General features: G+C 53.6%; 15 protein-coding genes. 4 read left to right on the top strand and 11 right to left on the bottom strand.

What is annotated here, in order from left to right; genetic code table 11:
- Window positions 1-28: 28 nt before the first annotated feature.
- From lysA to ACKGJP_RS15630, 7 genes are all read right to left on the bottom strand, one after another.
- Window positions 29-1,360, bottom strand: coding sequence for a diaminopimelate decarboxylase (gene lysA / locus ACKGJP_RS15660; RefSeq protein ID WP_409346549.1), 1,332 nt, complete (start codon window positions 1,358-1,360; stop codon window positions 29-31).
- 488 nt (window positions 1,361-1,848) lie between these two features.
- Entirely contained in the window at window positions 1,849-2,808 is a 960-nt protein-coding gene (locus ACKGJP_RS15655) for an ROK family protein (protein WP_409346548.1), read from the bottom strand.
- The gene (locus tag ACKGJP_RS15650) at window positions 2,805-3,506 is read right to left on the bottom strand and encodes an N-acetylmannosamine-6-phosphate 2-epimerase (RefSeq protein WP_409346547.1); all 702 of its coding nucleotides are present in this window, start codon (window positions 3,504-3,506) and stop codon (window positions 2,805-2,807) included. The genes ACKGJP_RS15655 and ACKGJP_RS15650 overlap by 4 nt, the downstream gene beginning before the upstream one ends.
- A gap of 138 nt (window positions 3,507-3,644) precedes the next feature.
- Window positions 3,645-4,496, bottom strand: coding sequence for a MurR/RpiR family transcriptional regulator (locus ACKGJP_RS15645; RefSeq protein WP_409346546.1), 852 nt, complete (start codon window positions 4,494-4,496; stop codon window positions 3,645-3,647).
- Window positions 4,497-4,642: 146 nt separating this feature from the next.
- Window positions 4,643-6,199 carry a spore germination protein gene (locus ACKGJP_RS15640; RefSeq protein ID WP_409347174.1) on the bottom strand — a complete coding sequence of 519 codons (1,557 nt, stop codon included), beginning with the start codon at window positions 6,197-6,199 and terminating at the stop codon, window positions 4,643-4,645.
- A gap of 151 nt (window positions 6,200-6,350) precedes the next feature.
- The gene (locus ACKGJP_RS15635; RefSeq protein WP_409346545.1) at window positions 6,351-6,767 is read right to left on the bottom strand and encodes a stage V sporulation protein AB; all 417 of its coding nucleotides are present in this window, start codon (window positions 6,765-6,767) and stop codon (window positions 6,351-6,353) included.
- Window positions 6,751-7,410, bottom strand: coding sequence for a stage V sporulation protein AA (locus tag ACKGJP_RS15630; protein WP_409346544.1), 660 nt, complete (start codon window positions 7,408-7,410; stop codon window positions 6,751-6,753). The genes ACKGJP_RS15635 and ACKGJP_RS15630 overlap by 17 nt, the downstream gene beginning before the upstream one ends.
- Before the next feature lie 283 nt (window positions 7,411-7,693).
- Between ACKGJP_RS15630 and ACKGJP_RS15625 the strand changes: the two genes are divergently transcribed.
- Genes ACKGJP_RS15625 through ACKGJP_RS15610 form a run of 4 tightly spaced genes read left to right on the top strand, consistent with a single transcriptional unit; the run spans window position 7,694 to window position 12,026 of the window.
- Window positions 7,694-9,313, top strand: a complete 1,620-nt coding sequence (locus tag ACKGJP_RS15625; protein ID WP_409346543.1) for a spore germination protein — start codon at window positions 7,694-7,696, stop codon at window positions 9,311-9,313.
- Complete coding sequence (locus tag ACKGJP_RS15620) at window positions 9,291-10,478, top strand: Ger(x)C family spore germination protein (protein WP_409346542.1); 1,188 nt, start codon at window positions 9,291-9,293, stop codon at window positions 10,476-10,478. The genes ACKGJP_RS15625 and ACKGJP_RS15620 overlap by 23 nt, the downstream gene beginning before the upstream one ends.
- Window positions 10,479-10,482: 4 nt before the next feature.
- On the top strand, window positions 10,483-10,713 hold the full coding sequence (locus tag ACKGJP_RS15615) for a hypothetical protein (protein ID WP_409346541.1): 231 nt from the start codon (window positions 10,483-10,485) through the stop codon (window positions 10,711-10,713).
- A gap of 5 nt (window positions 10,714-10,718) precedes the next feature.
- Window positions 10,719-12,026, top strand: coding sequence for an endospore germination permease (locus ACKGJP_RS15610; protein ID WP_409346540.1), 1,308 nt, complete (start codon window positions 10,719-10,721; stop codon window positions 12,024-12,026).
- 91 nt (window positions 12,027-12,117) lie between these two features.
- Here the strand turns inward: ACKGJP_RS15610 and sigF are convergent, their stop codons facing one another.
- The 4 genes from sigF to ACKGJP_RS15590 all read right to left on the bottom strand — a co-directional run bounded on the left by sigF (window position 12,118) and on the right by ACKGJP_RS15590 (window position 15,104).
- A complete protein-coding gene (gene sigF / locus ACKGJP_RS15605; protein ID WP_409346539.1) occupies window positions 12,118-12,873 on the bottom strand; it encodes an RNA polymerase sporulation sigma factor SigF in 756 nt (251 codons plus the stop codon).
- A 12-nt stretch (window positions 12,874-12,885) separates the two neighbouring features.
- Window positions 12,886-13,332 (bottom strand): anti-sigma F factor, encoded by a 447-nt coding sequence (gene spoIIAB / locus ACKGJP_RS15600; protein WP_409346538.1) that lies wholly within the window; start codon window positions 13,330-13,332, stop codon window positions 12,886-12,888.
- A complete protein-coding gene (gene spoIIAA, locus ACKGJP_RS15595) occupies window positions 13,329-13,682 on the bottom strand; it encodes an anti-sigma F factor antagonist (protein ID WP_409346537.1) in 354 nt (117 codons plus the stop codon). Before spoIIAA ends, spoIIAB begins: the two co-directional genes overlap by 4 nt.
- A 204-nt stretch (window positions 13,683-13,886) precedes the next feature.
- Complete coding sequence (locus ACKGJP_RS15590; RefSeq protein ID WP_409346536.1) at window positions 13,887-15,104, bottom strand: D-alanyl-D-alanine carboxypeptidase family protein; 1,218 nt, start codon at window positions 15,102-15,104, stop codon at window positions 13,887-13,889.
- Between the last annotated feature and the right edge of the window lie 147 nt (window positions 15,105-15,251).

The raw sequence follows: 15,251 nt of genomic DNA, 5'->3' as shown, positions 1-15,251 counted from the left end.
ATGCATATTTCGAATCTCTATTTCCCTATTATTTGGAAGCAACCGTTTTTTGCAAACGTGCCGGAATGACGTCCAGACCGACGATGTTATCCAGCGTCTCGCGTTTAACCGCTACGTCCGCTTGACCGTCTTTTACGAAAACGACCGCCGGCTTGCGGATCCGGTTGTAGTTGCTGGACATCGCATAGTTGTAAGCGCCTGTGCAGGCAACGGCCAAAATATCGCCGCTCTCTACCTTAGGCAGATTCAGATCCCAAATCAGCATGTCGCCGCTCTCGCAGCATTTGCCTGCTACCGAAACGATTTCCGCGTTCTCTTCTTTCGCGCGGTTAGCCAGCATCGCCTCGTATTGCGATTCGTAAAGCGCCGGACGCGGGTTATCGGTCATACCGCCGTCAACCGCAATATATTTGCGTACGCCCGGAATGTCCTTGGACGTTCCTACGGTGTACAAAGTCGTACCGGCATCGCCAACGATACTACGGCCCGGTTCGATCCAAATTTCCGGAATCGGATAGTTGTGGCTCGAGAAGTAAGACTGAATGCCGTCGGTGATCGCCTTCACGTACTCGGCAACCGGAAGCGGGGTATCGCCTTCCACATAGCGGATGCCGAAGCCTCCGCCAAGGTTAACGACCTTGAACGTTACTTCCAATTCCTCGCGCACTTTCGTTGCAAATCCGATCGTCTTCTCCATCGCCATACGGAAACCTTCCGTTTCGAAGATTTGCGATCCGATATGCGAGTGAACGCCCAGAACTTCGATATTTGCCAGTTCTTTCGCTTCTTGAATGGCCCGGTAAGCGGCGCCGTTGCCAAGGTCGAAGCCGAACTTGGAGTCCTGCTGTCCGGTCGAAATATATTCATGCGTATGCGCGGAAACGCCAGGCGTAATACGGAACAATACTTTTACTTTCTCGCGTTTCTCGGCCGCAATTGCGTTCAACAAGTGCAGCTCGATGAAATTGTCGACGACGAAACAGCCGATTTTGGCGTCGATCGCCATTTCGATTTCTTGCGGCGACTTGTTGTTGCCGTGGAAGTGAATGCGCTCGGCCGGGAAACCGGCTTGCAGCGCCGTATACAGCTCGCCGTCCGAGACGACGTCCAGCGACATGCCCTCTTCCTCGGCGATGCGGCACATCGCCATGACACAGAACGCTTTGCTTGCATAGGCGACTTGGAATTTCAAGCCGGACGCTTTGAAGGCCTCGACGAATTGACGCGCCTTTTGGCGAACGAGCGCTTCGTCTACGACATATAATGGCGTGCCGAACTTCGCGGCCAGCTCCGTCGCGTCCACGCCTCCGATTTCAAGATTGCCTTGTTCATTTATTCTACTTGTCCCATGTAAATACATTGATCATACACCTCTCCCTGGCATATTCAATTTGTTCGTTTCATCCGCAAATGCTGTCGTATTCGACTATATTTAAGGTATCATATCGGTTTTCATAACTCAATAACGTCCTGCGCGGAATGCAAAAGTTCGGGAGAAAAGTGCATCCTCCCTCACTTCCTAACCCATTTCAAGCTGCGGTTCCATCCCGAACCCGTAGCCGTGCTGAGCTCTCCGTACCGGCAAATACCCCAAGAATAGCAGTATAAACAAAAATGCGTGGAATGTGCAATGGAAATCTTCATTTATTCCAAATCAAGCGGCTGATACGGCTAATCAAGACGTTTTGCGAACGTTACGTTTCCGATGCGTTTGAGTCTGGAGTGGGGTTCAGGTGGGGGAATCAACCTTGCTTTCTCTACAATAAAAAGCTCTTCCTATTCCCGAAACGGGAACAGGAAGAGCCTCTCACGGATGGCATGTGAGCGACCGGCGCCGAAAATAATCGCTTAGTCCTCCCAGGCTTGAAGCCCGGCTCCCAGCATGCCGCTCATATTGCCTTGGTAAGCAGGAACGATAATGGCGCTTTCCAATAAAGAGCTCATCGCCCGATTGCCGATTTCTTCGCGAAGCCTGACGAAGAGAGGCTCGCCCGCTTCGGCTACTCCGCCGCCAATAACGACGACTTCCGGATTGAACAGGTGGACGAGACTGGCGATCGCGCCGCCAAGCGCGGCAATCGTTTCATCCATGATGGCCGAGGCCGTTCGGTCGCCCGCCAGCCATCTCTCCACGACGTCGCGCGCGTTCACGGTTTCGTCCGGTCTGCCTTCGGCGGCAAGCAGCTCTCGCATACGCCTGCCGATCGACGTCCCCGATACGTACTGCTCCAGACAGCCGCGGTTGCCGCAAATACATACGGGACCGTTAAAATCGACGGACATATGGCCGACTTCTCCGGCGCCGCCCCAGGCGCCATGGACGATTTTGCCGTCCGTCATGACGGCCCCGCCGACGCCTGTCCCCATAGCGATGCATATGACATGCTTAGCATCCTTAGCGGCGCCGATATATTTTTCTGTAAGCGCCAGCACATTGACGTCGTTGTCAACGAATACCGGCAAGCCGTACGCTTCCTCCAGCAGCCTTTTGACAGGCGTGCCCGTGTAGCCGGGAATCAGCTCGGAAGCGAATCGGATGCTGCCGGACGCCGTATCGACCTGTCCCGCCGTACCGACGCCGATCCCGCGCAGCGCCTCGCCGGGCTTCAAGGCGTAAAACTGGTCGAGCGCTTCGTCGATCCCCGCCTTTACTTGATCGACGACCGTCCTCCCCGGCAGTTGGGTGGCAACGCGCACCGAAGCGATCACTTCGCCGCTCCGGGTAATGACGCCCACATTCGTCTTCGTACCGCCGACATCGACACCTATCGCATAGGAAGCATGCCGATCGAATACAAGCCCGCTCATCGCTTGGCCTCTTTGGCCGCCGCTTCGGCTACGGCCTTGGCGAACCGCTCCGCGATCAGCTGCGGCCGCGTTATCGCGCTGCCGACAACAACGACGTCCGCGCCCGCTTCTAGCGCTGCAGCCGCTTGCTGCGGCGTCCAAATGCGCCCTTCGGCTACCACGGGCACCTGCAAAGCCGCCTTCAGCCTACGCACGAGCCCGAAATCCGGCTCCTCCTGCTGCGGGCTGTACGGCGTATAGCCCGACAATGTCGTGCCTACGTAGTCCGCGCCCAGCTTCTCGGCAGCCACGCCCTCCTCATAAGTGGATACATCCGCCATAACCGCGGCGCCCAGACGATGGGCGCATTCGATTAGCTCGCGAACCGTCTCTAGCCGTCCTTCGCGGTCGGTCACGTCAAGCGCAACGATTCCCGCGCCGGCCTCGACAATCGCCGTAACCTCATCGACGGTCGGCGTAATGAAAATAGCCGATCCGGGTATGTCTCGTTTAATCAGGCCGATAATCGGCAGATCGACAGCCTCGCGAATGCGGCGGATGTCCTCAACGCCGTTCGTGCGGATAGCGACGGCTCCGACCGACTTGGCGGCAACCGCCATCTTAGCCATCGTGTCGCCTCCGTGCAGCGGCTCATGCTCGAGCGCTTGGCACGAAACGATAAGCCCTTTCGGCGGAATCGTAACGTTTGCTTGCGTCATAGTGGATTCGCTCCTTCGACGCCCTCAAGTTTTATTGATTGGAGTTTCCCTCCATATTATATAATAAGGGCGGATGTTTCCTCCAATTATACATGCACATCGAGTGAACTGTAAAGGACATCGTTGCGCTAAAGCCCGCTAATATAACTTATCCAGTACCGCGTTTGCGGTATTCCGGATCGCTTCGATGGAACGCTCCTTGCATCGAAGCGCGGTAGCGGTCGATAAAATGTCCAGCACGTGAATTTGCGCGATTTTGGCGTTAAACGCCCCGCTTTGAAACGGCGCTTCCCGCGATTTGGTCAGCAGCACGGCATCGGCATGCTGAGTGAGCGGCGAGCGGGCATGGTTCGTCAAACAAATGACGTAAACGCCCTTTCGCTTGGCGGCCTGAATGGCGTCAACGATATCCCTCGTGCTGCCCGACGTGGAAATGCCGAAAACAACGTCCGCATCCGTCATAAGTGCAGCAGCCATGGCCATCAGATGAGAATCGGTAACCGCTTCGACGTCGAAGCCGAGCCGCATATACCGGTATTTGGCATCCAGTGCCGTATAGGCGGACGAGCCGATGCCGAAGAAGTACACTTTTCTCGCCTTCACGATCGCCTCGATCGCTTTCTCCACCTCCCTCATATCGAGCAAGGCCAGCGTATTTTCGAGCGCTGCGCTGTTTACGCTCGTGATTTTACGCGCGATCGTCGCGACTTCGTCGGTATCTTCGATATCGCCGTGTTCGCTTTGAATCGGGGTGACCAGATCCTGTGCGATAGCGAGCTTAAACTCGTGATAGCCGCGGAATTTCAGCTTCCGGCACAAGCGCAGTACCGATGTTTCTCCTACTCCCGCCCTTTCCGCCAAATCGGTCAGCGTGCTGTACACGACCGCTTCGGGATCGCTTAGTACGGCGTCCGCAATTTTTTGTTCCGTTTTCGTTAAGGACTGATAATGGCTGGAAATATTCAATAGCGTACTGGAACCCGGCAGCATGGGCAGCCTCCTTCTAGTCGTCCGAACAGGCCGTTGCCGGCGCTTCTTTTTTTGAGTATAGTGGTTTTCCGGTCGGCGGACAACAGGATGCAACGCATCTCGCCAAATAAAAAACCCCGTCACCGGGACGAGGCTTACACAACGAATCAAGTAGGCTGCCTGGAGCTGTCATTCGGTTTCGTCAGACTAAGCCGGCTCTTCTCCTGCGAGAACGGAACGCGTACCAGAATGTTATAGAACGCCTTGGCGTTGAAAGGGATGAACGGCCACAGGAAAGGCGAGTTGAACGAACGCTGGAACGCCAAAAGCATGACCCAGAGCGTCGTTCCGACTACAAATCCGGGCACGGCGAAGGCTGCTGTTGCGAGAAGCAGGATCAGCCTTGAGACGCGATTGGCAAGACCAAGCTCATAGCTCGGCGTCGCGAATATGCCGATGGTCGCCACCGACAAATAAAGAATGACTTCCGGCACGAAGAGCCCGGTCTTGATCGCAATTTCGCCGATTAAGATAGCGGCGATCAAGCCCATAGCGGTGGCGAGCGGCGTCGGCGTGTGTACGGCGGCCATCCGCATCAGATCGATCCCGACCTCGGCGATCACGAACTGGACCAATAGAGACAGATGACCGTTGTCCTGCGGACCGAGCCAACCCATGCCGGGAGGCTTGAATTCGGGATGAGCCACCATCAGGAACCATAGGGGAAGCAGAAACAGGGACGATAAAATGCCGAAATACCGCACCCAACGCAGATACGTGCCGATAAACGGCGTTTGCCGGTATTCCTCGGCGTGCTGTACGAGGTGAAAGAACGTCGACGGCAAAATAATGACCGAAGGCGACGTATCGACGAACAAAGCTACATGTCCCTCAAGCAGATGCGAGGAAACGACGTCCGGCCGTTCCGAATAGCGGACGACGGGATACGGATTCCAGCGCTTGTTCAGCAGCGCTTCCTCCAGCTGCTTCTCCGCAAGCGGAAGTCCGTCCGTCTCCAGCTCCCGTATTTTATCGCGGATCGATTCCACCAGCTTTTGATCGGCGATATCGTTGATGTAGGCAAGACAGACGTCGGTTTTCGTCCGCTCGCCGACCTGCAGCATCTCCAGCTTCAGCCGCGGATCGCGCAGCCTGCGCCGGACAAGCGTTACGTTCGTCAGAAGCGTTTCGACAAAGCCGTCTCGCGAGCCCCTGACTACCCTTTCCAGGCTCGGTTCTTCGCTTGAGCGTACGGGAAAGCTTTTGGCGTCGATCATAATCGCGCTCGTTTCGTTCTCGATAAAGATCGCCGTGCCGCCGGCCAGCACTTTATTGACCGTGTCGGACATCGTGTCGACTTTCTCCACTTGGATGTGGGGAATGAATCTCTCCATGAATGTCGTCAGCGTTAGAAAGTCCACTTCCTCTTCGCGGACGATCGAAAGCCGCTTCAGCACCTCATCGAGCACCGTATCCTTAACCAGCCCGTTCAAATAAAAAATACCCGTCCGTTTGGCGCCGAAAACCATTTCGCGGAGAATGACGTCAAAGCTGCGGCCGAGTCCGACCATCTCCTCCAGCGTTCTTTTGACATCGGACATTCGTAGCGGAATACGCTCCGCTTTCATCAGCCGTTTCTCTTCATCGGTCAGCTTCTCTTGGTCCTTCTTGCGCTTATACTCGCTTTCGTCAAACTTACGCTTCTGCGGCGAATCTTCTGTCATCTCCCCTTGCAAAAGCGTGTCTCCGCCGCTTTCCCCTTCCGCAGGAAAATGCCCGGCTGCCCCTTCCGGCGGCATTCCTTCCGCGATCTCCGTTTCCCGTACGTGATGATCCGAAGTCGTCATGTCCTTCACTCCCCAACTCGTCTTTCGTTCAATAAAACAGCCACTCAAACAAGGAACCGAACACTTTGCCGAAAATCATCGCCATCAACAGCCAAATAATGTAGCTACCCATCCCCATCCGGTTTGCCAAGATCGGCAGCACATTGACGACCTCCGTCAAGGCGGCTGCCAGCAAGCCGACGAATACGCCGGAAAGCAGACCCACAAACGCCGTGCTGATCGGAGAAAAGGAAGCCTGCATGCCGTAAAAATCGATGATGCTGAAAAACACCGATCCGGCTACCACCGCATTTTCATACCAGTGAATCATGCCGGACGACTTGGTCAGCTGCACAAGCCTCGGGATAATATCCAGCACAACGAGAAAAGCGACCATGCCGCTGCCGACGGCCAGCCCCCCGGCAAAGCCGATAAACACTTGGAGAACATCAACAAGAACGTTCATCCGCTTGCCCCGTCCCATCCCGTTTGTCCTGCAGCTTGCAATACTCGTTCGTAATGACGTAATGGTTCACATTCTCTTGGTACATGAACATCTCTACCTCGAGCGGGCTCGGCTCCTCATTGAATTTCTTCTTGAACAAATGATTGAAGAACAACACCATTCCCGCTCCGATACCGATCGAATACGGAATTTGCAAAAAATACGGCTTCTCGGACACGTTTCCGGTCATTAGCTCGTAGATTCGCTGATGCACCTTCAGCATGCTGACGTCGGCGTGAAAATTCATGATGGCGAGCCCCGACCCGATAAAAAGCAGCAGCCATACGAGCACGATCAGCACGAAATGGGGCTTGCGTCCTCCGCTGACTACTTCGACAAGCGCATGCGGCTCCCCAATCAATTCGATGTTCAAATGCGGAGCTATTTGCTTCACTTTACGAATGACCATCATCATGTCAATCACCAGCAGATTGCCGTCCTGTGGCTTCGGCTCGTAAACGACAAGCTTGCGGAGACGCTCCTCAAGCTCCGGATCGGCGATCAGCTGGGCAATCTCCGTAAACAGAACCGGCTTCCCTTTTGAAATCGCTACGCGTTTGCGGAAGCGGACATATAGCACCGGAGCGGTCGCGGGAGCATCCATGGTCGGTTCGCTCCTTTCGTTGGGCTTATGATGCGGGTAATGTCAGATATCCTTTATTTTGTAAAGAAGGAAGGCTTTATAATCGCGGTAAGTTCCGGTAAAACAACCCAAATAGCGAGCCTCGGCAAAAGCTCCGTACCTTAGGATCCGCTTCCCGCCTTCCCGGTGCCACGGCATGCCGGAATTGCATAAACCGGAAACTCGTGGTCATACTACCAATAATCTTGAACTGGGCGAAAAACAGGCTGTAAACGTTAGGCCTTAAGGAGGTGACCCGGCCGCCGTGGGTATACGAAGAAGGAAATCGCAGCATAAGCAAGAGCAGAAGCCCGAGGACGACCGGTTATTTATCGAAGCGTTGAAGGAGGTTCCGCTAAGGGAATCATCCGAAGAAAACAAAGACTTTCTGAAGGAAGTGTTTAAGGACAGCTCCGATTTCGTCATTCGGGAATTTCGGCTCGACGATAAAACGCGCGCGCTCCTGATTTATATAGACGGCATGGCAAAGACCGATTCCGTCGACTTAGCCATGAAGACGTTAATGTTTCTGGATCATCATCAAACGGCCGCCGAGCATATCGAGCGGATCAAAAGCTCCATCCTGCCGGTTACCCAGCTTGCGGACACGGACAACTACGGCGACCTCTTTTCCCATATCCTGTCGGGAGACAGCGTGCTGATTGTGGATGGAAGCCAATTGGCCGTAGCGATGGGGCTTCGCGGCTCTGAACATCGTTCCGTCTCCGAGCCCGAAACGGAATCCGTCATTCGCGGTCCGAGAGAGGGCTTTACCGAAAATCTGCGTACCAACACGTCGCTTATCCGCAGAAAAATCAAATCGCCGAACTTGAAAATGCTTCCGCTTGTCGTCGGCCGCGAGACGAATACGAACGTCGTCATTTCCTATATTCATGGCCTTGCCGATCCGGAGCTCGTCCAAGAAATCGTAAGCCGCATTCAAAAAATCGACATCGACGGCATTTTCGAATCCGGCTATATCGAGGAGCTCATTCAGGATAACGGCTATTCGCCGTTTCCGCAGGTACAGTATTCCGAGCGCCCGGATACCGTATCGGCATCTTTACTGGAAGGACGCATCGCCATCCTGGTCGACGGCACCCCTTTCGTACTGATTGCGCCGATCGTTTTTTTTCAGTGGCTGCAGGCAAGCGAAGATTTTTACGAACGGTTTCTGACGGCGACGCTGCTCCGCATCCTTCGGCTCGTTTTTTTGTTCGTCGCCTTGCTGGCGCCTGCGATCTATATCGCGGTCACTACCTATCACCAGGAAATGATTCCCACCAACCTGCTGCTCAGCATTGCCGCATCGAGGGAACCAATTCCTTTCCCTGCGGTTGTCGAAGCGCTCATTATGGAGATTGCCTTCGAGGCGCTTCGGGAAGCGGGCATCCGGCTGCCGAGAACGATCGGCCAAGCAGTCAGCATTCTCGGCGCGCTAGTCGTCGGCCAAGCGGCCGTGCAAGCCGGGATCGTCTCGGCTGCTATGGTTATCGTCGTGTCCGTGACCGGGATCGCTTCATTTACGCTGCCGCGCTTCAATGCCGCCATATCGATCCGGATTCTTCGCTTCCCGTTAATGATCCTCGCATCCGTCTTCGGTTTGCTCGGCATCATTATCGGCGTCATGCTGATCGTAGGTCATATGGCGCGGCTGCGCTCCTTCGGCGTCCCTTATTTGTCTCCGGTCGGCCCGATTTCCATTACCGATCTGAAGGATGTCGTTGTCCGGGTTCCATGGTGGGACATGCGTAAACGGCCGGCATTTCTCGGGGAGTCCGATTATTCGCGCATGGGCGATTCCACGATGAACAAGAACGACTCGCAAGACGCTGACGACGGGCAGACAGGAGCGGACAACGATGGCGCATCCGACCGAGAATAAGACAAGGCGGCGGCTCAGGGGCAGTCTTTATATCGTCTTGCCTTTTCTATGCCTAGCCTTAGTAACCGGTTGTTGGGACCGTAAGGAAATCAACGATTTGGCATTCGTCATGGCCACGGCAATCGATAAGGATAAGGACGGCTTCCGGGTTAGTGTACTAATTCCATTGCCCGGCAATATGGGAGGCCCGTCGGGCGGCGGCGGCGGCAGCGGCGGCCAAAAGCCGTTTGCCATCGATTCGGAGACGGGCTCGACGCCCAACGAAGCGATCAAAAAACTTCAAAACAGACTTTCCCGTCAGCTCTACTTCGCGCATCGAAGAGTCTTGCTGTACAGCGAAGACGTGCTTAAGGACGGTATCGTCGAAATTATGGACGGCTCGACGCGAACCCCGGACAATCGCTTAACGACGATGATTGCGGCGACGAAAGGGAAAGCCTCCGACTATTTGTCCGCCACAACCAACATCGAGCGCTTTGCGACGGAAGCCATTCGGGAAATGCTGCAATCCGATATCTCGATCCCGATCCGGATCAAGGATGTGATCGGGCAAATGAATACGCCGGGCGACGATGCCCGAATTCCTTACTTAGAGCTCGTTTCAAGCAAAGACAAAAACCCGTCCAATGAGATTCAAATAACCGGCTTCGCCATTACGAGCAACGGCAAGATGGTCGGCGTGATTAAAAACGACGAAGCGTTAGGCTTTCGCTGGTTGCGCAGCAAATTCAAGCCTTATTGGGACATCTACCATACGGAGAAAGGCCGCTACTCGGTTCACATCGACAAAGGCTCGCGAAAGATTACTCCTTCCCTGTCGGGAAGCGACATTCGCTATGACTTGCAGTTCCATATTACAGGCTATGTTACCGAAGCGATCGACTCTCCGAATTATGAGAACGCGGACGAAACGAAGCTGCTGGAAAAAGCGATCGCCTCCAAGGTAGAAAGTGAAATCACCCGCGCCATCAAGCAGCTGCAGCAGAAAAAAAGCGATTCGGCCGGCTTCGGCCAATTGCTGTACCGAACCTACCCCGGGCGCTGGAACAGGGAGTGGAAGGCGAATTGGGAGAACATTTTTCCGACTTGCACGTTCCATGTATCCGCGGAAACCAGTATACACAAGATCGGCATGCTGCGCGAAAACTTAGCGAAGAGGGAGTAGTCCCATGCAAAATCAAGGTTTGTTCATTGTGACGATGATCATTGTTTTCGCCTGTACGATCGTCGCCAACCGCAAAGTGTTCAAAACCAAAGGCGATCGGGCCGTATATATATGCGTAACGGGATTAACCGTTTGCCTATTGATCGTTTATGCATTCCGTCTGCACTTGCCTTCTCTTCCCGGATGGCTTGTCGAGCGGACCGTTCCGGTATTCACGAAATTCACAAAGGGGTAACCATTATGAGTCAGAAGCGATATATCGGAAACCTTCAGGTTGCGGGGATGGCCTGCTCCGTGCTTTCCGTGGCCAACATGCTGAGCCTGCCGATGGCGCTAACCCAACTGTCCTTGCAGGATTCGCTATACACGTTCTTTTTCGCCGCTCTTTACTGCATAGGCATCGCCTTCCTTCTCTATAAGCTGGCAGAACGGGTTCCCGGCAAAAATATGTTCGAAATCGCCAAGCATTTGTGCGGCAACTGGCTGGGCAGCATTCTCAACCTCCTGCTGATCGGCTATTTGCTCTATGACCTTGTCGGATTGCTGCGGATATTCGCCGACTATTTCAATTCTTCGATTCTACTGCGAACGCCGCTGGAGTTCATCATACTGATTACGGTGGCGGTGCTGGTTTATTTCGGCTCCGGCTCCATCGAAGATTTGGTGCGGACCAACGATTTGTTTATCCCGATATTTATAATCTTCTTCCTTCTGGATCCGCTGCTGTTTTTGAACGAGATCGATTTGACACAGCTGCAGCCCTCCCTATCCGGCAGCTGGATCAGCCCCTATCAAAGCGGCCTGCTCGGTATGGGCGCTTTCGGGGATATTATCGTAATCGGTTCGTTTCTGAACAATGTAAAGAGCCCCCGATCCTTTTACATATCGGTGCGGGGAGGCATTATGCTTTCCGCGCTGGCGCTTACCATTTGGATATTTCTTGTCATAACGGTAGTAAGCCCGATAACGGCTTCAAGGATCATTTATATCGGCTGGATACTGGTACAGCAAATCCATATAACCGACTTCCTGGACCGGGTCGATCTGGTTCTGATTTCCAGCTGGCTCCCGCTTCTGCTTATCAAGATGCTCATTTTGTATCTCTCGATCTTGACCGGACTTGCCACCTTTACGAAAGACAACAGCTACAAGCGGCTAAACATGATGACGGGGCTGATGATCATTTTGCTGACGACCGTTTCGTTCAAAAACGTGATGGAAGTCGTCACTTTCAGCAACTACGGTATTCTCCCGATAACGTTCACGGTTGAGATCCTTTTCTTCGGCGCTCTGTTCGGTGCGCTATGGCTGCGCCGCCGCGAAAAAACGGAGCTGCATCGCGAGGATAAGTCTCGCGCCGGCCGCGGGATGTGGATAGCGCTTGCCGGATGCTTCGCCGCCATCGTATTCGGCAATTTTTTCGGACACTTACGCGGGTTTTACGGCGCCATAAGCGTGATCGCCTATATCCTGTTCATGATACTCTCCGTCATCCTGGCATTGAACGAGTACAGCCGAATTAAACTGAGCCAAAACAAAGGAAGCTGAGCCTTCCTTCCGTTCTAGAAGGGGTTGCCGGATATGATAGACAACCTTGAGTTGGCCGTTACCCCTCAAGTAAAACGCAAAAAAAACCAGATCATTGAGCGATCTGGTTTTTTATCGATTGCAATATTTTTTTCTCGAGACGCGACACCTGCACTTGCGAGATGCCAAGCCGGCTCGCCACCTCGGACTGCGTTTGATCGCGGAAATACCGCAAATACACGATCAGCCTTTCCCGTTCGTTCAGCGAGCCGATCGCTTCGTTCAGCGCCAGCTTGTCGAACCACTTGTCTTGGGATTCATCCGCAATCTGATCCATCAGCGTTATCGGATCGCCGTCATTCTCGAAAACCGTTTCGTGAATCGAAGTCGGCGGCTTATTCGCTTCCTGCGCGAATACGACCTCCTCGGAGGTAATACCGAGCTCCTCCGCCACTTCACCGACCGTCGGAAGACGGCCTATCCGTTTGGACAGCTCATCTTTCGTCTTGCGCACCTTGTTGGCAAGCTCCTTGAGCGATCGGCTCACCTTAAGCGTCCCGTCATCGCGCAGAAACCGCTGGATTTCTCCGATGATCATCGGAACGGCATAGGTAGAAAACTTGACCTCGTAGGATAGATCGAACTTGTCGACCGATTTGAGCAGGCCGATGCAGCCGATCTGGAACAAGTCTTCGGCTTCGTAGCCCCGGTTAAGAAAACGCTGAACGACCGACCAGACGAGCCGGATGTTGCAGTTGACCAGTGTATCCCTGGCCACGTTATCGCCGGATTGACTGAGGGCAATGAGCCGTTTGACTTCGGCATCATCGAGATAACTGTGTGAGGCGTGCTTCAGATCGACATCCATAATTGATTACCCCTAGTTAACGAGAGCTTTTTTCGTTTCGATGCGCTTCGTCATTCTCACCAAGGTGCCTTTGCCGGGTGTCGTAACAACTTCCATTCGATCCATAAAGTTCTCCATAATCGTGAAGCCCATACCGGAGCGCTCCAGTTCCGGCTTCGACGTGTACAACGGTTGACGTGCCTGCTCGATATCGGCGATACCGATGCCTTGATCCTCTACCGTGATGGAAACCGTATCTTCGTCCATTTCGCACGATATCGTGATCGTCCCGTCCGTGCGGTTTTCGTAGCCGTGAATGATCGCGTTGGTGACGGCCTCGGAAACGACCGTTTTCACATCGGTTAATTCGTTCAGCGTCGGATCGAGCTGCGAGACGAATGCCGCGACCGCAACACGGGCAAAAGATTCGTTCTCCGATCGGCTGGCAAATTGCAGCTTCATAAAGTTGGGTTTGCTCATGATACGACCTCCAGACTCGAAACGGCCAGCCGTTCATTTTCCTGGAAAGCCAATATTTTGAACAATCCCGACATTTCAAAAAGCCGGTAAACCGCCGGACCGACGTCGCAAACGACCATCTTCCCGCCCTTTGCCGTAATTTGCTTGTAACGGCCGAGGATGACGCCTAAACCGGAGCTGTCCATAAAGGTTAGCTCCCTCAAGCTAAGGATGACATGCGTCGCCGATCCTTTCTCGATCGCTTCTTCCATTTTGACACGAACCGTTTCGGCCGTATGGTGGTCAAGCTCGCCCTGCAATCTGACGATTAGCGCTTTGCGGACGTGTTCCAGCTCAATCTGCAGACTCATCCATGTTCACTCCTTCCTGTTGCAACCCCTGCCGCCTTCGAATGCCGATAGGAATCGTCAACACGCATGAACATTGATTTCTACAATTGGGCAGGAGATTCCTGCCCCTCGACAAAACTAGAAGAAAAGCGCCATATCTCGTCATTTTCCCCATAAAGCGAACCGAAACTACGATGCTAATCCGACTGCTTTTTCAACGCAACGCTAGCCTTTAAAAAACATATGCGAAGCGGTCCGCTTGAACAAAATCCACCAGCCTGCTTTTTTTACGTCTACCGGCGATTCGATATCGAATTCCGACAGCAGCTTGTCGTCCTTATAAACGGACAGCTTGCCGATTTTTTGCCCGATCGCGATCGGAGCTCTAAGCGTCGGCTCCAGCGTAAGCTCGTGGCGGATGCCTTGGCCCGCGTCGCCCTTTTTCATCAGAACGCTGTATTGGTGCTTCGCAGTAAGAGGAACCGTCTCGAGTACGCCTTTGCGCACCTTGAACGTTCCGATCTCATCGCCCGTTTTGAAAATCGTATGGTTCGTGTATTGGGAGAACGCGTAATCGAACAACTTCGTTACTTCGGCATTCCGTGTTTTGGTATCCGGTTCGCCTAGAACGACAGCAATGATACGCAGATTATCGCGCTTTGCGGTCGCCGACAAGCAGAACTTCGCTTCGCTTGTATATCCGGTTTTCAATCCGTCTGCGCCTTGATAGAAGCGTACCAGCTTATTCGTATTGACCAGCCAAAAAGGCTTTTCCGAATCCTTGCGTAAATAGTCCTGGTACACGCTCGTAAATTTCGTTATTTCCTCATGCTTGAGAAGCTCCCGCGACATGATCGCGATATCGTGGGCCGTTGTGTAATGATTGTCCACAGGAAGCCCGTTGCAGTTGGCAAAACGCGTATTTTTCATGCCGAGCTGCTGCGCTCTCTCATTCATCATCTGGACGAACGCTTCCTCCGAGCCAGCCAGCTTTTCGGCCATCGCTACGGACGCATCGTTACCCGACGCCATCGCAATGCCCTTCAGCATATCCTGCACGGTCATTTCTTCGCCCACTTCGAGGAAGATTTGCGACCCGCCCATAGACGCCGCATATTCGCTTGTCCGTACCTTCTCATCCATTTTGATCTTGCCCTGGTCGAGCGCTTCCATGATCAGAAGCATCGTCATGATTTTCGTGATGCTCGCGGGAGGCAGCTTTTCATCCATATTTTTTTGCGCCATAACGGTGCCGGTGTCAACGTCCATCAGAACGGCTGACCGTGCGTTAGGCGTCAAGTCGATCGGCTTTGGCTCGGCCGATTTGGCTTCGCCTGCAGGCTTGGCGGCATCCGCCTTCGGATCTGCTAATGCGGCGGGCGTCAACACCGCAAACAAGGCGATGTTTAGACAAAGTAAGGTTGCGATCATTTTTCTCAGCATTTCTCTTTACCCCTCCGTGCATGTTTTTCCTAGCTTTTCTATAGCTTGTATCCAGTGTTGACCAATTGTCTGGAAAATATTCGAGAAAGCCTACGAATAAGCGACGTTCTGCATAGAGGGATTGCCGTTTGAAAAAAATAATCGGGA

Origin of the sequence: Paenibacillus litoralis (assembly GCF_046244365.1) — a bacterium.
Taxonomy (GTDB): Bacteria; Bacillota; Bacilli; order Paenibacillales; family NBRC-103111; genus Paenibacillus_V.
Note: the sequence above shows the minus strand (reverse complement) of the source record. Positions and strands in the feature narration are given on the sequence as shown.